The following is a 24,764-nucleotide window of genomic DNA, read 5'->3' as shown; positions in this document are numbered from 1 at the left end:
TCACTCAGTGTTTTCGTAGACGATCCGACCGTCCACGATCGTGTGAGTAACTGTAATAGCGGCGATCGCGTCGGGGGCGACGTCCCACGGTGACTGGTCGAGCGCGACGAGGTCAGCGCGGTTCCCGGATTCGATGGTGCCCAGCCGATGTTCGTCGAAGCCGGCGTACGCCGCGCCAGCGGTGTAGGCCCGGAGGGCTTCGGTGACGGTGAGCCGTTGCTGTTCGGCGGGAGCCGTGACGGTCTGCTCGACGCCAAAGAGCGGATCAAGCGGCATACAGTCGCTGCCAAACGCCAGCGGAACCCCAGCATCGAGGAGCGCGCGGTACTGGTTGGTCTGTCGCGTGCGCTCACGCCCGATACGGTCCTCGTACAGTCCGTCCTCGCGCGCCCATTTGAGGAAATTCGGCTGGGCGGAGGCGACGACGCCCATCTCGGCAAGCCGTTCGAGCAACGCTTGTGACAGGAGTTCAGCGTGCTCGATGCGGTGACGGCTGCCACTGGGATCGTCGGTTTCTTCGTAGCTGTCGAGCACCGCCTCGACGGCGCGGTCACCGATCGCGTGGACACAGCACTGGCGATCCCCGTCATCCGCGCGCGTAACGATCTCATGGAGCCGCTCAGGATCTGTGACCCACTGACCGGTGTCTCCGTTCTCGTACGGTTCGGAAAGTTGGGCAGTTCGACCACCAAAACTCCCGTCCGTGTAGCTTTTGACACCGCCGACGCTGACGAACTTGCTGCCGTGATTCGTGACGCTCCCGAGTTCGTCGAGTGCGTCGAGGTGATCGCTCCAGTAGTTGATCCGCACTCGGAGATCGAGCCGGTCCGCCAGGTCGAGTTCCCGGTACACACGGGGAGCAGTCGACAGGCGCACCATGTCGTGGACGCCAGTGACACCGAGTTCGTGGGCACGATCCCGGGCCGCCGTGATGAGATCGTGCATTCGCTCGCTACTGGGTGCCGTCTCTTGGCGGATAACGGCGAGCGCGTCCTCTACGACGACACCCGTCGGCTCGCTTCCCGACCGCTGAACGTCGTCAACCGGCATGTCGGATCGGTAGCGGTCGAGGGCGACAGAGTTGAGGCTCCCCGTGTGGAGGTCCTCCCGGAACGCGACGACCGGGCGCTCCTCACTCACCCGATCGAGATCCTCACGGCACAACAGACGACCCTCGTCCCACGCACTTTCATCGTAGCCGTAGCCGAGCACCCACCCCGTCGGTGTTCGCTCGCGTTCCTCGCACAACAGCGCAACGGCGTCCTCGACGGACGCCGCCGCCGAGAGATCAGCGTGAACGAGCCGACGACCAAGCTGCTCCATGTGGGTGTGGGCGTCGATGAATCCCGGTAGGAGAACACGGCCATCGAGATCGAGGACCGTTGTGTCGATTCCTTCGAGAAAGTCGATCTCGTAGCGCCGACCGACGCGGACGATCTCGCCGTCCCGGACGGCAAGCGCCTCGTGGCGCTCATCGGGATCAGTGAGCGTGTGGATCTCCGCGTTGGTAACGATCAGGTCTGCGGAATCGGTCATACCACCACGGCGGCGGGAACAAGTAAAAACATAGAGGATGACGACGACAAACAGTGCCGATAATTTCACATACACAAAGTTTCATGTCTGTATTATAATGTTCGGCAGTGATTAGCACCGGTCGACGCACAAACTAACTCGGTTTCAGATCACTAGAAGACATCCGCATCAGTGGCGTCGCACTCGCTGACGATGCCCCTGCTCACGACGACCCCAGAGCGCTTCTCAAAGCTCGGTTGCTGTGAGACGTACTGATACCGACCGCCCGCTCGTCACTTGAGCGACCGGATTCCGAGGAAACGAGGCACTGATTCACGATACGCCTCATACTCTTCACCGAACTGATCCCGAAGCCACGGCTCCTCTGCCCGCGGCAACAGCCACAGCCAGACGAAAACCGGCAGAAATCCGACGAACAGAAGCGTTGCGTTCACGATCAGCGCTATCCCTGTGAAGATCCCGACCATACCGACGTACTGGGGATTCCGCGAGTACCGATACGGCCCACCGGTGTGCAACTCCCCTGCCAGCCCGAAGCTCTCTCGGGTGCGAAAAAGATAGCCCGACCAGCCCGCAAACCCCGTTCCGAGCACGAGGAGAACGGTTCCAATCCAGTCCCAGAGCCGCGTCGTGAACACGAAGCTTCCCGCGTCCAGATAACCGACAACAGCAAGCGCCGCGAACGTGATCGCTGAGCCACCCCAGTAGTACCAGAATTTCCACGAAACGTTGCCGGGGGGCCAGAACCGACGATCTTCGGACAGGATGCTTACGAGAAGCCCCAGAATAACCGATCCTTCGAGGAGGACCGCGATCGTGAGCGCACCGAGCGCGGTGGAATCGACCATTATATTCGTCATTTACTGAATATTCCGAATGTAATGTTTTTACGTCTTTCGCTCGCTACGATCGGGCATGGGAACCACGGATGAGACGACAGAAGCCCGAGAGACGGTGATCGAAGCGATCGAGCGCTCGGCGGAGATCTACGGACTGAAACGCAGTTACGGACGGTTGTACGGCATCCTGTTTTTCGAGCCGGAGCCACTGTCGTTAGACGGGCTGGTCGATCGAAGCGGCTACGCGAAATCGACGGTGAGCAACGCCATGGGGACGCTGGAACGGTTTCACATGGTTTACCGCCGCAGCATTCCGGGCGAAGGCAAACGGGCGTATTTCGAGGCAGAAACGGATCTGTGGTACGTTTTCCAGCAGTTTCTCCAGCAAGAGATCCGCCGGGAGATCAAGACGATGACTCGGGCGCTCGAAGACGCCGAAGAGTTGCTCGAAGCGAGCGACGCCGACCGTGCCGAGCGCGATCTCGAACGCGTGCGTCGGCTCAAGCGTGTCTACGACCAGTCGGCAGTAGTCGTCGATCTGCTGTCTCAGCGTTCTCTGTCTCAGTTGCAGTCGTTGGTCCGACGCGGGGACAACAACGGGTCTTAGTCACTCGGGAGATAGAATTCCGGTATGTCTACGCCAGAAACGCTCGCGGATCGGGTGCTGTCGGGGGACCTCGCGCTACACGAACTCGAAGCACACGCGGACGCCGACACGGCGGCTGAGGCGCGCCGTCGGCTCGTCGAGGGAGAGACCGACGCCGACCTCTCCGCGCTCGGTGCGTACGCCTTCGACGCCGGTGACGCTCAATCGAACATCGAGAACATGCTCGGAGCGGTTCAGATTCCCGTCGGTGTGGCTGGACCGCTCACTGTCGACGGGTCGAGCGCGAACGGAACGGCGTATCTCCCGCTCGCCACCACGGAGGGGGCGCTGGTCGCCTCGGTGAACCGGGGCTGTTCAGCGATCCAAGCCGCTGGCGGGGCCAACGCCAGCGTGTTTCAGTCGAAAATGACGCGTGCACCCGTGTTTCGTGTCGAGAACGTTCACGAAGCCGAGACGGTCGCCTCGTGGGTGCGCGAACACGAGGCGGAGCTCGCGGCAGCCGCGGCCGAGACAACCAACCACGGCGAGCTGCTGGATGTGACGCCGTACGTAGTCGGTGATTCGGTGTTCCTCCGGTTTGGCTACGACACCAAAGACGCGATGGGGATGAACATGGCCACCATCGCAACGGAAGCGGCCTGTGAGCTGCTCGAAGAAGAAACCCCCGCGGATCTCGTGGCGCTCTCGGGGAATCTTTGCTCCGACAAAAAACCCGCCGCAATCAACGCGGTCGAGGGTCGAGGACGGACCGTCGGCGCGGACGTGGTGCTCACCCGCGAGCAGGTCGAAGACCGGTTTGGCACGACACCCGAAGCAATCGAAGAAGCCAACACCCGCAAAAACCTCGTCGGTAGCGCAAAGGCGGGGAGTTTGGGGTTCAACGCCCACGCGGCGAACGTCGTCGCCGCCGTGTTCCTCGCAACCGGACAGGACGCTGCCCAAGTCGTGGAGGGTGGCAACGCCATCACGACCGTTGACGTGCGCGGGGACGAACTGTACGCAAGCGTGACGATTGCCAGCCTCGATGTCGGGACGGTCGGCGGCGGGACGAAGCTCCCAACCCAAGCGGAAGCGCTCGACATCCTCGGGGTGCGCGGCGGCGGGGACCCGCCCGGAACGAACGCCGACGCGTTTGCAGAACGCATCGCTGTCGGTGCGCTCGCGGGTGAACTCTCGTTGCTCGGCGCGCTCGCCGCTGACAACCTCGCGTCTGCTCACGAGCAACTGGGACGCTGATGCTGTGAAGAGAGCAATCGAGCGAACGGCCCACAGTGGTTCAGGCTCGTGCGAACACGAGATACCCGGTGTGGCCGACGCCGGCCGTTGACGGGCGGGTTCCACGCTCGTCGATATCCATCGCTCGTTGGATCGTCTCGTACGTTTCGATATCCTGGAAGCCAGCCGATCGAGCGGTCTCGACCACGTCGCGGGTCCCTTCGACGAACGGAACGTACGCGGTAACGAATCCCCCTGAAACGAGCAGATCGGGCGCTCGGCTGACGACGCTGGGCGCGTCGCGGGTGTCAAGCGTGATAAGATCGAACGGCTCGCCGGCACACAACTCGTCGATCGCCTCGGTTACGTCACCGGTGCGAACGTCGACAGCGTTCTCAACCCCGGCCACCGCCATGTTCTCGCGGGCAACGTCAGCGAAGTCGGGGTCTGTCTCGTAGGTGAGCACCGATGCCCCCGACCGGGCGAGATAGGCGCTCAACACGCCTGTGCCCGTCCCGGCGTCGAGTACCCGGTCACCGCCACTGACGCCGGTGTGGCCCATCACTAATCCGATGTCGCGGGGCATCATCGGTGCCCCGGTACGCTCGAAATGCGCGAAGAGATCCGGACCACGGAGCGCGCGTGCCTCGAACGCTGTGCCGAGATGTGTCTCGACAGTGTCGCCGGGCGAGACATCGTCCGGCACCTCCAGAACACCGAGATCAGTTTCGAGCGTCTCACCCGGTGCGAGGAGGTACTCCCGATCCTCGTAGACGAGCAGGATCACTCCAGTCGGGACACCGCAGCCGCGAGGTCACCGTCCTCGGCTTCGAGCGCCTCACGGGCCTGTTCCGTGCTGACGCCCGTCCGCTCGACGACGATCTCAACGTCGTCGTCGGGAATCTCCTCACGACCACCCTCGTCGGCGTCGGCGTCAGCGTCGGCGTCGGCCGAGGTGTCGCGGGTGTCAGGTTCACCGACGATCTGGTACGTCGCCTGGCCCTGCGCGGAAATGCGCTGTACCTCTGGCGACGTAAAGACGAGATCCTCATCTGCCGTTCGGATGATGACCTCCTCGGCGTCGATATCCGACGTTTCGATTCCCATCTGTTCCATCATCTGTTGCATCTTGCGCGGATCGAGACCGCCTCCACCAAACATACGTACTTCGAACGGCGGAAACGGCAAAAGCGTACTGCTCTATGGTTCCGATCGGACCGCTTGCTCCGAGAAACTATCACGGACCGAAACGGCGACACCCGTGTGAAAATCCCGCATGGCAGTGGCGGACAGTTCGGCCCGACCGACGGCGAGCAGCGTCTCCGAGCACGTAATGAGCACCTCATCGCCGGGGCGAATATCCTCGTCTACCTCGCGGACGAACTTCGCAAACGCGTTTTTCCCGTCCGTGACGAACGGAATGCTTTCGTCTCCAACCGCTACGGCCGGCCGGCCGAACGCCTCAAACAGTCGATGGCCGCCCTCGATACCGAGTGTGAATCGACCATCCACGCCGTACGAGACGATCCGCCGACCGTCGTGGGGACCACCGTCACACATTATCTGTTGGGGTCGTCCGGAAGTGGTTCGGACCACCGACAGCGTTTCGTCAGCCGGAAACAACGCTCGTCCCGCACCGCTCCCGAACTGGTAATCGGCAATGGTCCGCAGCCGCTCGCGTTCTCCCCGATCCATACCCCCCCTCTGATCCCCCGAATGAAAACCCTCTCGACACGGAAAGAGGAGTACCAAACCATCACGAACGATCCAATTGTTTCGCTCAGTTTGATGGCGCTTATGGTGATGTGGGTGATAGCTAGTGGTGATGAAAACGGAGAAGCAACGATTAGGAATTGGGGGACTCCTTCTAGCCGCCAGTACCGCCCTGATCATCGGTATTGCCATGACGAACGCCATTCCGTCGGCGTTTGCGGGCGTCGCTTCGCTCGCTATGGCGGCGGGTGCGCTCATCGTGGGACTCTCCGAAGAGAACGCGGGCGTGTAGCGTCGAACGGTTCCAATACGATCAGTACACGCTTTTGAGCCGGTCACGCTCCCACGTGGCCGCGCTTTCGGTAAACGCCTTCCAGTGACTTCGTTTCACGTCGAGATACGTCCGGCTCAGTTCTTCCCCGAGGGCTGTTCGCAACACATCGTTGTCTGCCAAGGCGGTGAGGGCTTCGTTCAGCGTCGTCGGAAGCCGTTCGATCGTCCGTTGATCCCGTTCGTCTGCGGACATGGCTCCGGGATCACTGTCGACTGGTTCTGGAGGCGTCAGCTCCCGATCGATCCCGTCGAGACCGGCAGCGAGCAGCCCTATCAAGGCGATGTAGGGGTTAGCAGTGTTGTCCGCAGCCCGGTATTCGATGCGGACGGCGTCGGTGTCGTTCGGGGCGTGGCCCGGAATCCGCACTAACGCCTCCCGGTTGCCGTACCCCCAACACGTGAACGCTGTGGCTCCAACCTGTGGACGAAGCCGGGCGTAGGAATTGACCGTCCCCGCTGTCAGAGCAGTCAATCCGGAAGCGTGTTCGAGTACACCCGCGATGAACGACGCTGCTGTCTGACTGATCCCGTCCGAACCGGCGAACTGGTTGGTCGATCCATCCCACAGCGAGAGATGAATGTGACAGCCGTTCGTCGAATGTGTCGCCGGTTTGGGAAGAAACGTGGCTTGATACCCGTGGTTCGCCGCGACGCTGTTGACCGTCTCTTTGAACAGTACGTGTTTGTCGGCGGCGGCGAGCGCTGGCCCGTGATCAACGACGACCTCGTGTTTTCCAGCACCCCACTCAGGGTAGTACTTCCGGACGGCGATCCCTTGTTCGCTGAGCGTGTCTCGAACAGCTAGCACAAATTCGTGAGTATCACGCGTCGACTCGGTGTCGTACACGCCGCGTCCGTCTGCCGGAACGAGTTCATCCCCGTCTTCGACGAAGAGATGGAACTCGCTCTCGAACGCGACTGATGGAGCGAGTCCCGTCGATGACAGCCGCTTGAGAAGTGAGTGAAGCGTGCTCCGCGGGTCGACGGCCCACTGGTCGCCGTCCAGCGTCTGCACGTCGCACAACAGCCCACCGCATCGCTCCGCGTACGGCAGTGTTCGGAACGTCTCCGGATCCGGGCACAACAACACCTCACCGGCGGCGTCGAACCGGCCGCTTTTGTCCCGAAATCCGAGTGCGTTGTAGGCGTGAACCAACTTGGACGCAGGAACGCCTGTATCGACCGCGGCAGCGACGTCGGTACTGGCGACTGATTGCGCGCGGATCTTCCCGTTTGGGGTGACGAACAACAGCCGTACCAGATCAATGCCCTCAGTCTCACACCGCTGGGCGATGTCCGAGCCCGTAGTCATGTGACAGACGAACGAGGACAGTACGTTAGGCGTTTCTGATACACATAGTGTGACAGCCCAGCTGTCTGATGCACTAGGACAGCAGTAATAATAACCAGAAAATCCGATACATTTTACAATACCGGCTGTGAGGTTACTGCAACGATCGCTGGCAGGCACGGCGACACACCCAGTACACATTCATGGAAACACCAGAGCACACATTCGATTCGGAGGTCTGGACCACGGTGAACCGTCAGCTCCTCCGAAAGATGCTGTCGGAGTTCATGTACGAGGAGCTGATCGAGCCGGAACCGATCGAATCGATCGAGACCGATCCCGAGCGGACGCGCTACCGACTCTCATTAGAGACAGGGGTGGAGTACCGGTTCGACGCCCAAGCACGACTGTTCGACAGCTATCGAGTCCTTCCAGACTCGGTGTACCGGCGTGATGACGGCAACTGGATCCAACCGAACGACGCTGTGAGGCTGTTGGTAGACGCACAAACACACGTCGGGATCTCTGATCGAACGCTGGGGTATCTCATCCGCGAGTACAACAACACGCTGCTCGCGGACGCCCATTTAGCAGCCCGAACCGCTGCGCGCGACGACAGTGAGCTGATCGTCGACATGGAATACGCGGCCATCGAAGGGGAGATGACGGGCCATCCGTGGTTCACCTACAACAAAGGGCGGGTGGGGTTCAGCTACGACGAGTATCTCGACTACGCACCCGAAATGAAACAACCACAGACGCTGTCGTGGATCGCTGCGCGACGGGATCGGGCGACGTTCTCGGCGCTGGATGCGATCGATCACGAGTCACTACTCCGCGAAGAACTCGGAGACCGGTACACGGTGTTCGTCGATCGGTTGGTCGGGCAGGGACTCGATCCGGCGAACTACTACTTGTTGCCCGTCCACGACTGGCAGTGGTCTCACAGTATCGTCCCGTTCTTCGCGGGCGAGATCGCCACTGACGCCATCGTTTCGGTCGGTGAGGGACCGGACGAGTACCTCCCACAGCAGTCGATCCGAACCCTGACAAACGTCGACGTTCCCGAGAAGCACCACGTCAAACTCCCGCTTCGCATTCTGAACACGAACGTCTACCGCGGGATTCTCAGCGAGCAAGCCAGAGCCGCCCCGAAAGTGACGGCGTTCGTCAAGGAAGTGCGTGATCGGGATCGATTCCTCCGCGAGGAGTGTGAACTGTTGTTGCCCGGCGAGATCGCAAGCGTCCACTACGACCATCCAACGCTCTCGGAACTCGATGCGGCACCGTATCAGTTCCACGAACTGCTGGGCTGTGTCTGGCGCGAAAGCGTCGAAGGGATGCTCGAACCGAGCGAGCGACCGGTGACGCTGGCTGCGTTGCTCCACGAAGACACCGACGGAACGCCGGTCCTCACGGAGTTCGTCGAGCGCTCTCCGCTCTCACTGCGGGCGTGGTTGGATGAGTTGTTTAAGGTGCTGCTGTTCCCGCTGTGTCACTATCTGTACCGGTACGGTACCGTGTTCATGCCCCACGGAACGAACGTGGTGCTCGTACTCGAAAACGGGGTTCCGAGTCGGATTGCGCTCACCGACTTCGTAGACGAAGTCGCTATCACTGACCGAGAGCTTACCGAGTTGGACGAGATACTCGATTCGGATCTCCGAACCGACGACCGATACAAACACCACATCCTGCACCAACTGCCGCCCGAAGACCTCTGCCAGCACATCTTCGGAACCTTGTTCATCTGTGTCTTCAGATACGTCTCCGATCTGCTTGAACGGGCGGAGGGGTACAACGAACAGCAGTTCTGGACTCAGGTCAGGGCAGCGATCGAGACCTATCACGCCCGATTTCCCCAGCACCAAGCGCGGTTCGAGACGTTCGATCTGTTCAAACCAGAATTCACGAAGCTCTGTCTCAACCGAAACCGGATCCTCGATCACGGCTACGACGACTACACCACGCGTCCGAAAGTGACTGGACACGGAACGGTGTCGAACGCGTTGCACACTGTCGCTGAAAACGAGAATGGCTGACCGGAATTGATCACCGTGTCGCGCGGAATTCACCGTGTCTGACGCCGATATAGAACGTGAGGACGCCGAAGACGATGAGACCGACGCTGACCATCATCGAGATGTTGGTCGGCATCGGGCTGCTGAACGTCCCACCGAGTAGGGCGACCAGTAGTACAAGGAACGATCCGATCGCTTTGGGCTGATCGAACTCCATACGAGCCGTTTGAACGAGACCAAGATAACGGTTCAGGGTGTTACCAGCTATCGGGAGCGAACGAAGGATTGATCTGTCGCTCTTCCCGGTCGATGTCGTCGATGGCTTGAACGTCCTCCGCGTCGAGTTCGAGCGTCGCTGCCGCTAAATTGTCGCGAAGATGCTCCTGACCGGTCGCTTTGGGAATGGCGGTGATACCGTGTTCCCCCAACCACGCGAGGCTCACTTGGGCTTGGCTGACGCCGTGTTTCTGTGCGATCTCCTCGATTTCAGGTACGTCGAAGACGGCCCCGCGAGCCAACGGCGAGTACGCGACGAGTTCGATACCGGCGTCCGCGCAGTACTCCCGCAGCTGCTCTTGCTGAAGCAAGGGATGACACTCGACCTGAAGGGCGAAAATCGGCTCATCTGAGACCGAACGAGCCTCGTCGATCAGTTCGGGGGTGAAGTTGCTCAGGCCGATCCGTTCGATAACGCCCGTGTCGACGAGTTCGGCAAACCCGTCCATGGTCTCCTCGGCGTCGTACGAGCCGGCTGGCCAGTGAGGATACAATAGCTCGATCGTATCGACACCGAGCCGATCGACACTGGACTGAGCCGATTCGACAATGGTATCGCGGTCAAGCTGGTCGTACCAGAGCTTCGTCGCAAGGAACACCTCGTCTCGATCGACAGCCGACGCTCGAATCCCCTCACCGACGCTCGTCTCGTTGTCGTAGGCCTGAGCGGTGTCGATATACCGGTACCCCATCTCAAGCGCGGTTCGTACGGTCTCGACACACTGTTCAGGATCGTCGTTCTGCCACGTTCCCAGTCCGAGCATCGGCATCCCGTCTGTGGCATCGACGCTCTCGGGGGAGATATTCGACTCTTCAGACATACACGAGCGTACGGCGGACGACTCAAAAGGAGTTGTGGACGCGAATGCACCCTCATACCACGGAATCGACAGACACAGCGGGGAATCTCGACCGATCGGTACAGTTCGAAACGAACGCCTCAGTATTTGGACTCAGCACCGGTAATCTCGTACACTTCCTCTAGTAGCTCATCTCGGGTTTCGATCCACTGGTCGAAGTCGTCAGCACTCGTCGGGTAGTCGTTGTAGATGTTTTTGAGTTCACTGCTCTTTCTGTTCACTCGCCAGAGGTCGTACAACATATCCCAGTGACCGACCGTCTTTGCAGCGGTTTTGACTTTCGTAACGAGCCCCATCGATGTCGAACCGCTCTTGGCGACCGTTTCAGCGAAGTGACCAGCCGGGAGTTTCGTGATCACATCGAGAATTTCGTCAAGATCGGTCGCACCACCCCAGATGTTGTACAGATCCATCGCGGCAAACTTCTTCCCGAAGTCGGTCATGACACGGTGGTTGTACTCCCAGAGCGCGTCCTCATCGTCGGGTACGCCATCAGAAATCGCTTCGACAGCGGCCTGTGCAGCCCAGTGGCCGGCCTTTGCCGCGCCCGGAATGCCACCGCCCGTGATCGGGTTGACGTGGCCAGCGGCGTCACCGACCGCGAGATAACCGGGCGCGACCGCCGAATCATACGGTCGTCGGGTCGGGAGCGCCGCTCCGAGTTTATCCTTAACTCGTGCACCGGCAAACTCCGCTCGTTCTTTGAGATCGTCTTTGAGCACTTCGACGAGCTTCATCGGGGGCTTGTTCATCTGGAAGCCCAGCCCGACGTTGATCTCCGTCGCTGATCGCGGGAAATACCACAGATAACCCAACTCTTGTGTTGGCTTGAACACGAGCGTGTCAGTCCACTCGACCGGCGTTTCGAGTTCGATGACCTCGCGGTAGGCCGAACAGAACTGCGAGTAATCCACGTTGGTGTCGAACGACGCGTCGGAAAAGTCGGCCTTGTCCTGTAACAACGAGAGTGCTCCCGCAGCGTCGATCACGATGTCGGCCTCGTAGTTGGTCACAGAACCGTTTCGAGTGGCTTTGACGCCTTGAACAGCCGAATCCTGAATGACATCGTGAACGACCGTCTCGTACCGCACGTCCGCACCGATCCGAGACGCTTCCTCAAGCAGTACCTCACCGTAGCGTTTACGATCAACGACGGCCCCCGTCACACCACCGAAGCCGATATCCATCGACTCGCCACTCTGGGGGTTCTCAAACCGGGCATGGGTGATGGTGTCGTTGGTAAACGACTCCTCACGGAGATACTCCAAGTCGATCGTGTTCGGAAATGAACTTTTTCCCTTTATCGCATCGCCACACGCGATGTGACCGGCGTCACCCTCGGATTTGCGCTCTAACAGTGCAACCGAGTGACCCTCGTCAGCAACGGCCGCTGCAGCGAACGCACCCGCCGTCCCACCGCCGACGACGACCACATCGTAGGCTTCCGCAGACATGTATCCCGATTACGTGTCTCTCCATAAAAATCGGTCGTATACAGCCTGTTCGTGGCCCTTTGCCCAACCTTACGTTTCGAACGTATTATCAATCATAAACATAGATAAGTTGATAGTAGTGTGAATATGAGTATACACTCCATCAGAGCGAGAATGCCCCCAACGAGCCATTAAGTAGGAAGTACGACCAACTGACTCTGTTCTTGGTTCTCACCCAATAATTTTATAATTGAATATAACTTTATATGATCGATAGCTTCCATAGAACAGCGACCGAACGCCATCTACGTGGAGTGACGACTGAGCCGCTACAAATGACTACTTCAGCTGTGAGTAAATTATTTCCCGATGGAGTGCAGAGGATGGTGGTATGTGTGTGCGGGTCAAGCTGAATGGTGTGCTAACGTTGCGCACGGGCGTCGAGGAATCGAGCGTCCACGTCTCCGAGCGCGCGACCACTATCGACGTGGTCGAGGCGTTGTCACAGGAGTGTGGGCCACAGGTACGGCCAGCGCTGCTCAAAGGCGATCGACTCCGGTCAGACACCGTCGCTGTTCGTGAATCGTCCGAAACGCCCCAACGACTGACAAGCGACAGCCACGTCGAACCGGGCGACACGCTCCGGTTCCAGTTCGAAGATCCTGATCAGCAACTCTACGCGTGACTGATCGTTCGACCGACCGCTTATTCTGACCGACAGCAGCGCTACGCAAACACGAAATTGACACACTTGTCCTGAGGCTGCGCTGAGAGGCGTTTGTCAACCGCGCCTGCGATCGGAACCCAGAGAATCGTCATTTTCCCGATATCAAACATTTGTTTGATTCTTCCAAAAAATAAATGCGGGTTCGATCAACATTCTAACAGAGTTCAGACCAGAGACGCCGAGGCGGTACGTATGCGCCAACGGCGGCACTGTATCCCACTGCTTGCGCTTTGGCGCTCAGGAAGGAAGGACACAGCATCCGCAATCAAGGATCGAAACTACGCAACCAGTATGATCGAAACCAGACGACGCTACAGAAGACAGATGGACAGTCCGCAAGGCGAGCTATCGACGACGGAGGTGCCGTAGATGCCACTCGAAGCCATCGGAACGTTGGATCTACCGACCCTACTGTTTCCGCTTCAGGCTCCACCGATCGATCCGTCTGCACCGCCATCGGAGAGCGGATACAGCACCATACTGATCGTCGCAATCGCCGTGATCACCGCGCTTGGTGGTGGTGCTTTCGGAGCGTCGATCGGCGCACTCCCGGCGTTCGCTTTTTGTGGGTTCATGGTTATTGCCGGTGCCGTCGCCACAGCGATCGGTCTCGAAGGTGCCTCAACTTCGCTGTACGTCGCGGCGTTCGGTCCGTTGTTCGGGCCACACGTAGCGTTCGCTGGGGGGGCGGCAGCACACGCGTACGCAGCAAAATACCACCCCGAACTACAGGAACAAGATGGGTGGGGATACCATCCTGCGAAGAACATCCTGATTCCGACGGGGACCAACCCGAAAGTGCTCGCCGTCGGTGCGGTGTTCGGGGCTGGTGGACAACTGTTGAAGATGGGAACGGACTTCGTGACCGGCACCCAGATGAGTCTCGGATTCGCACACATCGCTTGGGTCATCGTTTTGTCGGCGTTCGTCCACCGAGCCGCCTTCGGCTATTCACTCGTCGGTGATCGGCAGGAGGTGGCTAGGCGTGTTGGGTCGACCGTTGGAGGGACGTCGTGGCTCTCGTTCGATCTCGATGAGGCAGAGCCACACCTTCCCTGGCAGTTCAACTGGGGAGAGGTGCTTTTTATCGGGGGACTCGTCGGTCTCATCAGCGGATACATCACTATTATCACACAGAGTCCGTGGGTGATGTTCGGTATTTCTGCGGCGACGTTGCTCTTTCTCTGTAACAACTATGGACTGCGCCCTGATACCGATCGTTCCGGAACACCCGTGACGCACCACATCACGCTGCCCGCTTCGGTCGCAGCTCATGCCGTGTTCTTTCAGATGCAGAGTACACCGGTGAACCCACTCGTGTACGCAACGTTCTGGGCACTCATATTCGGCGTTGCCGGTGCGTTTTTCCGTGAACTCACGGAACGGCTGTTCTATGCGTGGGGTGATACACACCTCGATCCGCCCTCCTTTAGCATCACCATTACGGTCATTCTCCTCGTGCTCCTCTCGAACCTCGGGATCATCGGGGCACCCAACGCCTATCAGAGTATCACGTTCCATCCATACTGAACCCGAAACAGCCACATCGCGGCGAGACTGCCGTTCGATGTGTTTCGTGTTCACATGGAAGTCGAACGGAAAACCGGTCGATGAATTCGTAGGGAAAGCGATACAGAAGGTGTGCGAAACGGCGACAGGAGCTTCCTACCGAGAGCGCTGATCAAACCGAAACCCCGTTGCGCCGCTATGACGGTGCTGCGGGCTGCGACGCTAACTGCGGATGCTTCGGCGTTAGAAATTCGTCGATAACTATCCAATTTTCTATCCAATTTTATGAGGATGCAAAGTTATTTCGAGCCGCCGGATGATCGACGCGTGTGAGTGAGACGAAGATCCAAATCGTTCTCTTCGATGGGTTCGACGAGTTGGACGCGATTGGTCCGTATGAGGTGTTTGACACCGCAGCCCGATTGGACGCGGCGTTGACGGTGGAGCTTGTGACGCTGGCAGAGACGGACGCGGTGAGAGCCAACCACGGGCTGTGTATCGAGCCGGAGGGTACGCTTACCGACCCGGACGTGGTGATCGTTCCGGGCGGGGGATGGAACGACGGCCGAGGCGGTGCGCGCGAGCAAGTCGCTCGCGGTGAACTTCCGGAGGCGGTCGCCGGGTTGCACGCTACAGGGACAACGGTGGCGTCGGTTTGTACTGGCGGTATGATTCTGGCCCACGCCGGGGTGCTCGATGGTCGGCCAGCAACCACTCACGCCGGCGCGCTCGATGAACTGCGCGAGTCGTTCGAATCCGTCGAGAGCCGATCGGAACGTGTGGTCGACGACGGATCAGTGCTCACGTGTGGCGGCGTCACGTCGGGACTCGATCTCTCTTTACAACTGGTCGAACGGATCGCGGACGGAGCGACGGCTGACCGGGTGGCAATGAGAATCGAGTACGATCGCTGGACGGCCTGACCGTGTCCGAACGCTGCACCACCAAATATCATCATCCGCTGTGGCTAGCCGCTCGTTCCGCCCTGTATCAGACACGTAGGTGGCACAGCGATCAGCTCATCAAAAAAGATTGAGCTTAACCTCAACAACAATATAGTACAGTTATGGCCGACACAGCCCCCCCGAGCGAGGCGTTCCAGCCCCTCGGTAACGAGATCCGAACGCGGGTACTCGCGGCGTTGCTGGAGGCGGACGGCCCGGTGACGCTGTCGTTCTCGGAGCTGGCCGAAGCAAGCGGTGCGGACACCACGGCGGGGTTCGCCTACCACCTCCGGCAACTCACGGACCACTACCTCCGTGAGACCGAAGCGGGCTACACACTCACCGACGCAGGAATCCGGATCGCCCGCGCGATCGAATCGGGAGTGTACACGGAGAGCGTCGACCGCGACCCAGTCGAGATCAAAGATCCCTGTCCGTTCTGTGCGGACCATGCGCTCGTCGCCACCGCGACGGACAACACTGTCACGATGCGGTGTCAGTCGTGTGAACGGAAACTACTCCGGCTGCCGTTTCCGCCGAGTGGTCACCGAACCCACTCTGAGGAGGCGTTTCCGGACGCACTGGATCGGCTCTATCGCCATCGTGTCTCACTGATGAGTGCTGGAAGCTGTCCGGAGTGTGGTGGCAAAACGAGCGCCCACATTGGATACGCGAACGCTGACGACGCCGAAACCACCGATCCGGACCGGGTACAGCTCCACCTCGACTGTGCCGGGTGTGGATACACGCTCGACTGTCCGGTAACGCTGGCCGTGCTCGATCATCCCGCAGTCGTCTCCTTTTATCACGCTCACGACGAGGATGTCCGCGATCGGCCGATCTGGAACGTGGGACAAGAGTGGCGAGAAACGGTCCTGTCTGATGATCCGTGGTGCGTGAGCGTTACGACCGAGATCGACGAGGAGGAGCTAGAACTGCTCGTCGGACGAGACGGAACAGTCGTGTCAGTGTTCGAGCGGTGAACTCGCCGTCCTTATAGGAGGTCCTCGATCGCTTCTCGATCGAGCGTTCGGTAGCCGTCGTCGTCGATAACGGCGACAGCGACGGTTTCGGGATCGTCTTCTTCCTCCTCGGTGAGCACTGAGACAGCCAGCGACGACGCCGCATCGAGCGAGATTTCAGGATCGTACTCCGATTCGAGTTCTTCCTCGATCTCGTCGCTGTTGCCGCCGATTGCGGTCGCTTGCCACTCATACGACGTTCCCGACGGGTCGGTTTCGAACAGCTGCGGCGTTCCCTCGACGTAGCCGCCGACGAGGAGCGCCGCACCGAACGGACGGGTGTGGCCCGCTTGCGTGTACTCTTGGACGTGCTCGCTCACGTCGCCCGTGAGCTGTTCGGGTGTGATCGGCTGATCGTAGCTGAGCTGTTCGATCTGAGCGGTCTGACGGGCTTCTTCGACGAGTTGCCGTGCGTCTGCGACGTGACCAGCGCTGGCGACGCCGTTGTGCTCATCGATCTTATGCAACTTCTCGATGCTCCGAGCTTCGAGCAACGACGATCGGATTCGTCGCTCCGCGACGAGCACGACGCCGTCGGTCGCTCGTATGCCGACACTCGCACCACCGCGTTTGACCGCCTCGCGTGCGTACTCGACCTGATACAGCCGACCGTCGGGGGAGAACAGACTCGTCCCGCGATCGTACGCCTGACGGTCGTCTTGTCCCCGCATCAGTGCACCTCCTCGCTGGTACTGTCTATATCGATCATCACGTCTTCGGACGTAATACGCGCAACGGTGATACCATTACCGCTTGCGGTATCGCGCTCGATCGCGCTCTCGACCGCCTGCGTAGCGACTGAGGCGCCCTCCGCGAGGGAGAGATCCTCCTCGTACAGTCGTTCGAGTGCGCCAGTTGCGAGCTGGGTGCCGCTGCCGCTCGCGGTGTAGGTGTCCTCAAGAACGCCACCAGCCGGATCGATCTGGAACACTCGTGGACCCTCTTCGTCGACGCCACCTAAGACGGGCATCGACCGCGTGCCCCGGAGAAGTCGGCCGGCGGTTCGAGCGAGTGCGTCCATATTCATCGGCTCACCGCGACGCGCTTCGTACAGATTCGCTGTGCTCCGGAGCTGTCGGATGAACGCCTGTCCAGCACCGACGGAACCGGACAGCGTTACTGCCGCGGTCGGATGAATCTGCTCGATTTTGACCGCCTGTTTGTTTGAGACGAACCGGCCACCGAGACTAGCCCGGCGATCGGCTGCGAGCACCACCCCTTCGGCGGTGACGAGACCGACCGTCGTCGTGCCCGTTTTCTGAACGGTCACATCATTTCCCGTTTCTGTTTCCATACGGCGAATTGGAACTCGTGCCGAATAAACACTCGCTAAAACATTCCTTAGCCGTGGGCCACCATCGCCTCTTGATCAGCTGATAGGAGTGATGGAATAGGGCGTATTCCGTTTGTAACTATGAATATCGGTGAGATAATAACGTATATATAGAAACCAACTGCAGTAAAATACGAATCAATGATAGCGCGGGACGGCGTCTTACTGCAGGTAGAAACTATCAGCGGGATACTCGGACTCGTGCTCATCGTCAGCTTAGCGATCGCCGTGGGACGGTACACCGTTTCGTCTCGTTCCCGTGGGACGACCCCAGAACCGGTGGTAGACAACAACGAACTGGCGTTTGACTTCACGAACGAGGAAGTCCAACAGTTGTTGCGCAACGACGACGAACTCTTGGCGAACCTCGACGGACTGCTTGCCAACGATATGGCCCGTCTCGTGGACGAAGACGAATCGGAATCACACTACGCGGTGATCGATATCTGGTGGAGTCAGATCGCCAAGGAACTCGGGTACGAAACACCTGCGAGCGACGATATGGGAGCGTATTTCATCACGGTCGCGACCACGTCGGCCTATCAAAACCACTCCGAGCGCGTCGGGGAATATTCTGAGATAGCGAATAACGTCGGAACGTCCCCATTCGTCGTTGAACATCGGGTGTATCAGGATGAAACCAGAGGATCTACCTCTCAGGCTGAACGTGCGTTGGTGAACAACTGATCGTTTGTGATGAACGGTCGCTCTTTTGTCGGTACCCGCCGAAGGGCCGGTATGACCGACATCGACCCTACCGGACAGGAGTGGCGGTTAGTCCGCGAAGAATCGTTACCCGGACCGTTGTGCATGGCACTCGATGTAGTGGCAGCAGAAACCGCTGCCAACGGTGGTCCGCGAACGGTTCGGGTGTATCAATGGCAGCCATCCACGCTTTCGTTGGGCTATCACCAACGTTCCGACGACATCGACTGGACGTTTTGTGAGCGGGAAGGAATCACGGTCACCCGTCGGCCGACCGGTGGCGGGGCGATCTACCACGACGAGTACGGCGACATCTCCTATTCGATCATCGCACCGGCTGCTGAACTTCCGGGTGATCTGATGGCGAGCTACGAACAGCTCTGTCAGCCACTGCTCGACGGCTGCGCAGCGATGGGTGTCCCCGCCGATTTCGCCCACGAAAGCGCCGATGCGCTCTATGAGCCAGCCTGTTATCTCAGGGATATCCACCCGGCACACGACATCATCTACGAAGGCGGGAAGCTCAGCGGCAACGCCCAGTACCGACGGCGTGACAGCGTAATCCAACACGGATCGCTCACCTACCACGCGACGCCCGAACGCACCCGTGCGTGTTTCGCCACACCGGACGTTTCGCTCGATCGGATCACAGATCGCATCACTGCGATCGACGAACATAGCGATATTTCCCGACAGGGGGCGGTGGGAGCGCTCGAAGACGCGCTCGAAAGGTGGGCCGACGCCAAAGTAGGAACGTGGACCGACGAAGAACTGGAACGGGCTGCGGAGATCGCCACCGAAAAGTTCGGTGCTGAGATGTGGAACCAAAACGCCACGGATCCCATCGCGTAGCGATCTCTCGAACTCCAAAGCCCTATCCTCACCGGCCTGAAAGCACGAGTATGGCACGAATCGGAGCACACGTCTCTATCGCTGGCGGCGTCGACAACGCGGTCACGAACCAACTCGACGTCGGTGGTAACTGCGGACAGATCTTTACTCACTCTCCGCAGGTGTGGCAGGATCCAAACATCGGCACGGAAGAGGCGACCCGGTTCCAAAACGGAACTGCCGAACAGCTCGCGGGACCGTGGGTCATTCACACGTCCTATCTCGTGAATCTGTGCACACCAAAAGCGGATCTCCGCGCGAAGTCGATTGACAGTTTACAACAGGAGATCGATGCGGCACAGACGCTCGATATCGAGTTCGTGAACGTGCATCTGGGTGCTCACACCGGAGCGGGTGTCGAAAACGGACTCGACAACGCCGCGAGCGCGCTTGACGAACTAGAGATTCCCGACGATGTGACGGTGCTCATCGAGAGCGACGCGGGTAGTGGGACGAAACTGGGCGGAGAGTTCGAACACCTTGCTGCTGTTCTCGACCGCTCGAAACAGGAGCTGGATGTCTGTCTGGATACGGCCCACACGTTCGCAGCGGGATACGATCTCTCGACTGAAAACGGCGTGAACGAGACCGTTGCGGCGTTCGATGACATCGTCGGACTCGAACACCTGCGGTGTATCCATCTCAACGATTCGAAACACGAGTGTGGCACGAACAAGGACGAACACGCCCACATCGGAGAAGGACAGATCGGAGAGGAAGGAATGCGGGCGATCGTCAACCATCCAGAACTTCGATCCCTGCCGTTCGTGCTCGAAACCCCTTCCGAGAACGGGAAAGGGTTCGGATGGAACATCGACCGAGTCAGAGAATTCAGAACGTAAGACCGTGCGCCGCTTTTCCGCCGACTATCTCGAAGAAACACGACGCGGTATGTGGGATCGCTCGCGAGAAGCACTGGCTCCGCTCTCGCTCGACGACCGGGAGCTGATCCTCGACGTAGGGTGTGGAACGGGCGAGTTGTCGGCAGTGCTGTCGGAGGAAACGGACGGAACGGTCATCGGCGTCGATCGGGATCGCAAACTCCTCGAAGAGACGACCGTGCCGGCAGTGCGCGCTGACGCGACCGCTCTCCCATTCGAACCGAGAACCGCTGATCTCGTGGTCTGTCAAGCGCTGTTGATCAACCTTCCCGATCCCAGCCGCGCAGTCGCGGAGTTCGTTCGGTGTTCGACGGATCTCGTAGCCGCGATCGAACCGGACAACAGCGCCGTCACCGTCGAATCGACGGTGTCCCTCGAACGTGAACTGGCTACACAAGCACGTTCGCACTACATCCAAGGTGTACAAACCGACGTGACGCTCGGAACCGTTCCTGAACTCCTCCGGAGCCACGGCCAACCGGGACGAGAAGTGACCGACGTTCACACGCAACGGTACGACCACGTGAAGACGATCGAACCACCGTACGATCAACACGCGATCGAGGCCGCAAAGCGGAAAGCGACCGGGTCACAGATCGCACAGCAACGGGAGACGTTGCTCGCTGGCGGCATGAGTCCGGACGAATACGACGCGTTCCGGGCTTCGTGGCGGGAGATGGGACGGTTGATCATCGATGCAATGCAAAACGGTACGTATCGACGGCAAGAGACGATTCCGTTCTACGTCACTGTCGGAAAAATAACGTAGACTGAGCGATGCTGAGCGTGACTACTCGTTCCGGAACCTCTGTCTGCGCTCTTCGAGACGCTCTTCGAACCACTGCCATTCGGGCGTGAACTGGTCGATCGGTTTCAGATTCCAGACATCAGCGTCCAACACAACCGGACCGATGCGATAGGACTGGATCATGTTGTACAGCCATAGGATGACGCCAGTGAACAGGATGAACGCACCGACGGAGGCGACTTGTTGAAGTTCTACGAATTTCGAGGGATAGGTGGCATACCGGCGGGGCATCCCATCCATTCCGATGATGAGCATCGGACCGAACGTGGTGATCACCCCGACGATGCTGAGCCACGCGTGGACTTTCGCCAGCAGCGTGTCGTACATCCGACCGGTGAGGATAGGATACCAGTAGTAGCTCGCAGAGAAGGCCGCGAACGTTATGATCCCCATCACGATGAAGTGGAAATGACCGACCACGTAGTAGGTGTCGTGCACAAGCATATCGACCGGGATCGACGCGAGAAACACCCCCGTCACGCCGCCGATGATGAACATCCCAACCCCGGCGACACAGAACAACATCGGCGCAGTGAGTCGAACGTGGCCGTCCCACATCGTTGTCATCCAGTTGAACGTTTTCACGGCGCTCGGAATGGCGATCGCCAACGATACCGCCATGAAACTCAGTCGGACACGGGGATCAATTCCTGTCGTGAACATGTGGTGTGCCCACACGCCAAAGGAAAGCACGCCGATAGCCAGCGTCGAGTAGACGATGAACTTGAAGCCGAACAGTTTCCGCCCCGAGAACTTCGGGAGGATGAGACTCACTAGCCCAAACGCCGGTAACACGAGAATGTACACTTCAGGATGACCGAAGAACCAAAACAGATGTTGCCAGAGCAACGGCCCACCGCCGTCGACGACGAAAAACGTCGTTCCGAAATTCCGATCCAACAACAACATGATCAGCGCGCTGCCCAGCAGCGGAAACGCGAACAGAATAAGACCGCTGGTCGTGAGCATCGTCCACGAGAAGATGTCGAGTCTGGCCCATGTGACGTCCGCAGCGCGTTCGGTGAAGATCGTGACGAGGAAGTTGATCGCTCCGAGGGTAGTGGCGATCCCGCTCAGGTGCAATCCGAGCAACAGCAGATCGATCTGTGGATTCACCATCTCTACCGACAGCGGCGCGTACATCGTCCAACCCGTTGCCGGTGGCGTGAGTGCGAACAACGACGTGAGTTGGATGTCAATGGCTGCGAACGCTTTCGCTACCACCTCAGTGATGAGTCCCGCACGGACGAGTAGATACGCCGGTGGCAGGACCCAGAACGCGATCGCGTTGATTCGGGGGTAAGCCATGTCGTCCGCACCGAGCAACAACGGGAGAAAGTAGTTCCCGACCCCGAAAAACGCCGGTGTGACGAAAAACAGCAACATCGTTAATCCGTGGGTGGTGAACAGGGCGTTGTACGTCACTGGGTCCCACGGTCCTGCCGTCGATGTCAACAGCTCTGTCCGGATCATCATCGCGTCAGTCCCACCCCAGAGGGCGGTCGCCGTCGCAAACACGATGTACAGGAGTCCGATGTCCTTGTGATCAACGGTGGTGAACCATCGGAACACGCCGCCAGGCTTCTCAGTCTCCAGTTGTTCGGCTTCCTCGCCGCCGACAAAATGCCCTCCGTCCGGGAGTGCAAGCGTCGGTGGCCACCCGTTCCGGAGGGTGAACACCACGGCGACGGCGAGTAGCAGTCCACCGACGAGTACGAGACCTGAGAAAGGAACTGTCGGTAACATATGTGGTGAAATCAGTGCCGGAGGATACGTCTCCACGATAGAAATAGGTGGGTGGTATCGGTGTTATTGATGATTTTTCGTATTATTATTCACTACAGGAATGGTGGTGAATGTTCTATTGAATAGCACAAAACAGATGGCTACCGGTATTTAGGTGGAAGGTTTCCGGAAATGGGCGTACACCGCGCCGAGAGTGAACCCGTACGCGAGATGCGCTATCAGGGTCAGTCCGGCGTACACGATCACGAGCGGCCAGCCGATGGATCCGCGACCGGTGATGACGAACACGATCCAGAGTACGGCCGCGAGCACGATCCCCCGCTGGGCGGGATCGGGACCGCCTGGGATGTACGGTTCTAGTGCGACGAATAACAGCGGCCACGCGAACACACCGGCGGCCACAAACAGCACGAACCCGATGACCGCGTGGCCGGGCAGTCCGACAAACCGGGCGATCACGTCGAAGATCCGGATCTGGCTCCGTGTTTGTACCTCGGTCAAGATCATTAGCAACGACAAGATGGCCGTACCGGCGACGCCACCGGCAACGGCACTGGACGGACGGTTCATGTCGAAGTGAAAAACGACGGCCGCCATCAAAAGACTGACTTCCGATCGGCGGTAGACGAGTGGCGCGTGCCAGAGGGTACAAATCACACGCCCAAGTAGAGAGTCGTATGACAGGTTCGGCGTTTATCGAGACTGTTCGAGATCGAAACAAAACCGCGCTGTCGCGGCTGGGTTCCTCGAAGGCGTTGTACGCCGACACGGCGGGGGAACTCGAACCGGAGACGGTGCTCCGTGCGGTTGCGACGGCCGAACACGCCGCGATGGAGACGTTCGAATCGTGGCGCGACGCCGAAAGCGGGAGGGCCGCTGAGGCGTTCGCTGACAGCGCGAGCGAAGAACAGGATCATTATGAGACGGTCAGCGGACTGCTTGACGATCCCGACGACGATTTCGACGGAACTGTTCCGGCGATCCAGTCGTATCTCCGCGACCGAGAGGAGACAGTCGAACGAATCGGTGCCTTCGTGGGACGAACGATCGCCGCGGAGAAATCCAAAGAACAGGTGACTGCGTTTTTCGTCGGGCAGGCTGATCCCCAGACTGCGGGGACGTTCCGGGAGCTGAAATCGGATCTCGAAGAACAACTCGACCGGGCGGGCACGCTCATAGAGGCGTACTGTGAGACCGACGAGGAACGAGAGCAGGCACGAGAGGCCGCTTCGGGCGCGATTCAAACCGCCTACGAGGAGTACACCGACCAGCTCGAATCGATGGGCGTGAATCCCAAGCCTGTCTGCTGAACCACCACCTTTTTTCCGTTCGGGTGGCTGCGCCACCCTCACGCAAAAAATCTGGACCAAAAAAGGCCGCTCGCTGACGCTCGCGGGGAATGACCTTGCCCGCTCCGCCCCCGCACCGCGACCGCCTCCACCGACTCTGTTGTTCTCAGTCGTCGGCGTGGACGACTGGCGCTTTGTCCACGACACGAGCCACGTCGGGATAACACGCCCGTAATCCGTCCAAGTCACCACGCTGGCGATAGTGGCAGTACTCCGCCAACAGTGCGACCAGCGCGGCTGGGGCACTCGTTGCGTCGGGCTGTTCGGTCACCTCGGTTGGCTCTCGATCGTTTTCAGGGGTGTACACCGACTGGACGACGGTCCCATCGCGCTGCTCATGGTAGCGGACGCGCCCGCCATTGTCGAACCAGCCCGTGACGACCAGCTCGCCCGTTGCCTCATACCGTGTGACGTTCGCAATGCTGGGCAAATCGTCGTAGTCCGTCTGTGACCGGCCAAGCCCGGCTGTCGCCAAGATCTCTTCGATCTGGCTGGCGTGCGCACAGCCCGTACTCCGACAGGGCTTACATCACCAGAATCGGAGATTCTGGTTAGCAGCCAGAAGCCTTCGGCTTCTGGCGACACCACACACCGTTCCCTACGTCCATCACGTAGTACAGCTCAGCCTTCGAAATCCGGCCTCGATCCTCGACCGTCGAGATGTTCACCGATTCGCCCAGCCGGTCCCAGAACTGAAACACTGGCAACGTCATTTCCTTCCCCCC

The 24,764-nt window shown here is 59.5% G+C and carries 27 protein-coding genes; 13 read left to right on the top strand and 14 right to left on the bottom strand.

What is annotated here, in order from left to right:
* The gene (locus tag EIK79_RS03485) at positions 1-1,536 is read right to left on the bottom strand and encodes an amidohydrolase (protein ID WP_124953757.1); all 1,536 of its coding nucleotides are present in this window, start codon (positions 1,534-1,536) and stop codon (positions 1-3) included.
* Positions 1,537-1,808: 272 nt separating this feature from the next.
* On the bottom strand, positions 1,809-2,384 hold the full coding sequence (locus tag EIK79_RS03480; protein WP_185715493.1) for a methyltransferase family protein: 576 nt from the start codon (positions 2,382-2,384) through the stop codon (positions 1,809-1,811).
* 67 nt (positions 2,385-2,451) lie between these two features.
* On the opposite strand from EIK79_RS03480, the gene EIK79_RS03475 reads away from it, so the two are divergent.
* Positions 2,452-2,982, top strand: a complete 531-nt coding sequence (locus tag EIK79_RS03475; protein ID WP_124953755.1) for a GbsR/MarR family transcriptional regulator — start codon at positions 2,452-2,454, stop codon at positions 2,980-2,982.
* 24 nt (positions 2,983-3,006) lie between these two features.
* Positions 3,007-4,218 carry a hydroxymethylglutaryl-CoA reductase (NADPH) gene (gene hmgA, locus EIK79_RS03470; RefSeq protein ID WP_124953754.1) on the top strand — a complete coding sequence of 404 codons (1,212 nt, stop codon included), beginning with the start codon at positions 3,007-3,009 and terminating at the stop codon, positions 4,216-4,218.
* 40 nt (positions 4,219-4,258) lie between these two features.
* Here the strand turns inward: hmgA and EIK79_RS03465 are convergent, their stop codons facing one another.
* The 3 genes from EIK79_RS03465 to EIK79_RS03455 are packed head-to-tail and all read right to left on the bottom strand — an operon-like array spanning position 4,259 to position 5,892.
* A complete protein-coding gene (locus EIK79_RS03465; RefSeq protein WP_124953753.1) occupies positions 4,259-4,984 on the bottom strand; it encodes a tRNA (adenine-N1)-methyltransferase in 726 nt (241 codons plus the stop codon).
* A complete protein-coding gene (locus tag EIK79_RS03460; RefSeq protein WP_124953752.1) occupies positions 4,981-5,358 on the bottom strand; it encodes a nascent polypeptide-associated complex protein in 378 nt (125 codons plus the stop codon). The genes EIK79_RS03465 and EIK79_RS03460 overlap by 4 nt, the downstream gene beginning before the upstream one ends.
* 39 nt (positions 5,359-5,397) lie before the next feature.
* Positions 5,398-5,892, bottom strand: coding sequence for a PUA domain-containing protein (locus EIK79_RS03455; protein ID WP_124953751.1), 495 nt, complete (start codon positions 5,890-5,892; stop codon positions 5,398-5,400).
* Between the two features lie 130 nt (positions 5,893-6,022).
* Here EIK79_RS03455 and EIK79_RS03450 point away from each other — a divergent pair, with 130 nt between their 5' ends.
* Positions 6,023-6,202 (top strand): hypothetical protein, encoded by a 180-nt coding sequence (locus EIK79_RS03450; protein ID WP_124953750.1) that lies wholly within the window; start codon positions 6,023-6,025, stop codon positions 6,200-6,202.
* 21 nt (positions 6,203-6,223) lie between these two features.
* On the opposite strand, the gene glnA2 is transcribed toward EIK79_RS03450, so the two are convergent.
* The gene (gene glnA2 / locus EIK79_RS03445) at positions 6,224-7,555 is read right to left on the bottom strand and encodes a gamma-glutamylputrescine synthetase (RefSeq protein ID WP_124953749.1); all 1,332 of its coding nucleotides are present in this window, start codon (positions 7,553-7,555) and stop codon (positions 6,224-6,226) included.
* A 182-nt stretch (positions 7,556-7,737) separates the two neighbouring features.
* Here glnA2 and EIK79_RS03440 point away from each other — a divergent pair, with 182 nt between their 5' ends.
* Positions 7,738-9,576, top strand: coding sequence for an IucA/IucC family protein (locus EIK79_RS03440; protein ID WP_124953748.1), 1,839 nt, complete (start codon positions 7,738-7,740; stop codon positions 9,574-9,576).
* A 10-nt stretch (positions 9,577-9,586) separates the two neighbouring features.
* Here the strand turns inward: EIK79_RS03440 and EIK79_RS03435 are convergent, their stop codons facing one another.
* The 3 genes from EIK79_RS03435 to EIK79_RS03425 all read right to left on the bottom strand — a co-directional run bounded on the left by EIK79_RS03435 (position 9,587) and on the right by EIK79_RS03425 (position 12,145).
* Positions 9,587-9,772 carry a DUF7333 family protein gene (locus EIK79_RS03435; RefSeq protein ID WP_124953747.1) on the bottom strand — a complete coding sequence of 62 codons (186 nt, stop codon included), beginning with the start codon at positions 9,770-9,772 and terminating at the stop codon, positions 9,587-9,589.
* Between the two features lie 40 nt (positions 9,773-9,812).
* Positions 9,813-10,652: an aldo/keto reductase gene (locus EIK79_RS03430; RefSeq protein ID WP_233737920.1), complete on the bottom strand. Its 840-nt coding sequence runs from the start codon at positions 10,650-10,652 to the stop codon at positions 9,813-9,815.
* A gap of 119 nt (positions 10,653-10,771) precedes the next feature.
* Complete coding sequence (locus tag EIK79_RS03425) at positions 10,772-12,145, bottom strand: geranylgeranyl reductase family protein (RefSeq protein ID WP_124953746.1); 1,374 nt, start codon at positions 12,143-12,145, stop codon at positions 10,772-10,774.
* A 397-nt stretch (positions 12,146-12,542) separates the two neighbouring features.
* Between EIK79_RS03425 and EIK79_RS03420 the strand changes: the two genes are divergently transcribed.
* The 4 genes from EIK79_RS03420 to EIK79_RS03405 all read left to right on the top strand — a co-directional run bounded on the left by EIK79_RS03420 (position 12,543) and on the right by EIK79_RS03405 (position 16,287).
* The gene (locus EIK79_RS03420) at positions 12,543-12,809 is read left to right on the top strand and encodes a hypothetical protein (RefSeq protein ID WP_124953745.1); all 267 of its coding nucleotides are present in this window, start codon (positions 12,543-12,545) and stop codon (positions 12,807-12,809) included.
* A gap of 411 nt (positions 12,810-13,220) precedes the next feature.
* Complete coding sequence (locus EIK79_RS03415; RefSeq protein WP_233737919.1) at positions 13,221-14,381, top strand: hypothetical protein; 1,161 nt, start codon at positions 13,221-13,223, stop codon at positions 14,379-14,381.
* Positions 14,382-14,689: 308 nt separating this feature from the next.
* Positions 14,690-15,283, top strand: coding sequence for a DJ-1/PfpI family protein (locus tag EIK79_RS03410; protein WP_124953744.1), 594 nt, complete (start codon positions 14,690-14,692; stop codon positions 15,281-15,283).
* A gap of 143 nt (positions 15,284-15,426) precedes the next feature.
* On the top strand, positions 15,427-16,287 hold the full coding sequence (locus tag EIK79_RS03405) for a DUF7351 domain-containing protein (RefSeq protein ID WP_124953743.1): 861 nt from the start codon (positions 15,427-15,429) through the stop codon (positions 16,285-16,287).
* An 11-nt stretch (positions 16,288-16,298) separates the two neighbouring features.
* Here the strand turns inward: EIK79_RS03405 and EIK79_RS03400 are convergent, their stop codons facing one another.
* Positions 16,299-16,997, bottom strand: a complete 699-nt coding sequence (locus tag EIK79_RS03400) for an archaeal proteasome endopeptidase complex subunit alpha (RefSeq protein ID WP_124953742.1) — start codon at positions 16,995-16,997, stop codon at positions 16,299-16,301.
* Positions 16,997-17,620 carry an Ntn hydrolase family protein gene (locus EIK79_RS03395; protein ID WP_124953741.1) on the bottom strand — a complete coding sequence of 208 codons (624 nt, stop codon included), beginning with the start codon at positions 17,618-17,620 and terminating at the stop codon, positions 16,997-16,999. The genes EIK79_RS03400 and EIK79_RS03395 overlap by 1 nt, the downstream gene beginning before the upstream one ends.
* 180 nt (positions 17,621-17,800) lie before the next feature.
* Between EIK79_RS03395 and EIK79_RS03390 the strand changes: the two genes are divergently transcribed.
* Genes EIK79_RS03390 through EIK79_RS03375 form a run of 4 tightly spaced genes read left to right on the top strand, consistent with a single transcriptional unit; the run spans position 17,801 to position 20,905 of the window.
* Entirely contained in the window at positions 17,801-18,346 is a 546-nt protein-coding gene (locus EIK79_RS03390) for a hypothetical protein (protein WP_124953740.1), read from the top strand.
* A 51-nt stretch (positions 18,347-18,397) separates the two neighbouring features.
* Positions 18,398-19,216: a lipoate--protein ligase family protein gene (locus tag EIK79_RS03385; RefSeq protein WP_124953739.1), complete on the top strand. Its 819-nt coding sequence runs from the start codon at positions 18,398-18,400 to the stop codon at positions 19,214-19,216.
* Positions 19,217-19,266: 50 nt separating this feature from the next.
* Positions 19,267-20,097, top strand: coding sequence for a deoxyribonuclease IV (locus EIK79_RS03380; RefSeq protein WP_124953738.1), 831 nt, complete (start codon positions 19,267-19,269; stop codon positions 20,095-20,097).
* 4 nt (positions 20,098-20,101) lie between these two features.
* On the top strand, positions 20,102-20,905 hold the full coding sequence (locus EIK79_RS03375; RefSeq protein WP_124953737.1) for a class I SAM-dependent methyltransferase: 804 nt from the start codon (positions 20,102-20,104) through the stop codon (positions 20,903-20,905).
* Positions 20,906-20,926: 21 nt separating this feature from the next.
* Here the strand turns inward: EIK79_RS03375 and EIK79_RS03370 are convergent, their stop codons facing one another.
* Both EIK79_RS03370 and EIK79_RS03365 read right to left on the bottom strand, forming a co-directional pair.
* Entirely contained in the window at positions 20,927-22,690 is a 1,764-nt protein-coding gene (locus tag EIK79_RS03370) for a cbb3-type cytochrome c oxidase subunit I (RefSeq protein WP_124953736.1), read from the bottom strand.
* A 150-nt stretch (positions 22,691-22,840) separates the two neighbouring features.
* Positions 22,841-23,287 carry a DUF6789 family protein gene (locus EIK79_RS03365; RefSeq protein WP_233737916.1) on the bottom strand — a complete coding sequence of 149 codons (447 nt, stop codon included), beginning with the start codon at positions 23,285-23,287 and terminating at the stop codon, positions 22,841-22,843.
* 80 nt (positions 23,288-23,367) lie between these two features.
* Here EIK79_RS03365 and EIK79_RS03360 point away from each other — a divergent pair, with 80 nt between their 5' ends.
* Positions 23,368-24,000: a rubrerythrin family protein gene (locus EIK79_RS03360; RefSeq protein ID WP_124953735.1), complete on the top strand. Its 633-nt coding sequence runs from the start codon at positions 23,368-23,370 to the stop codon at positions 23,998-24,000.
* 145 nt (positions 24,001-24,145) lie between these two features.
* On the opposite strand, the gene EIK79_RS03355 is transcribed toward EIK79_RS03360, so the two are convergent.
* Entirely contained in the window at positions 24,146-24,514 is a 369-nt protein-coding gene (locus EIK79_RS03355; RefSeq protein WP_124953734.1) for a hypothetical protein, read from the bottom strand.
* Positions 24,515-24,764 lie beyond the last annotated feature (250 nt).

The sequence above is a fragment of the Halocatena pleomorpha genome (assembly GCF_003862495.1).
Classification (GTDB): Archaea; Halobacteriota; Halobacteria; order Halobacteriales; family Haloarculaceae; genus Halocatena; species Halocatena pleomorpha.
The sequence above is the reverse complement of the archived record's forward strand: the minus strand, read 5'-3'. Positions and strand labels throughout refer to the sequence as shown.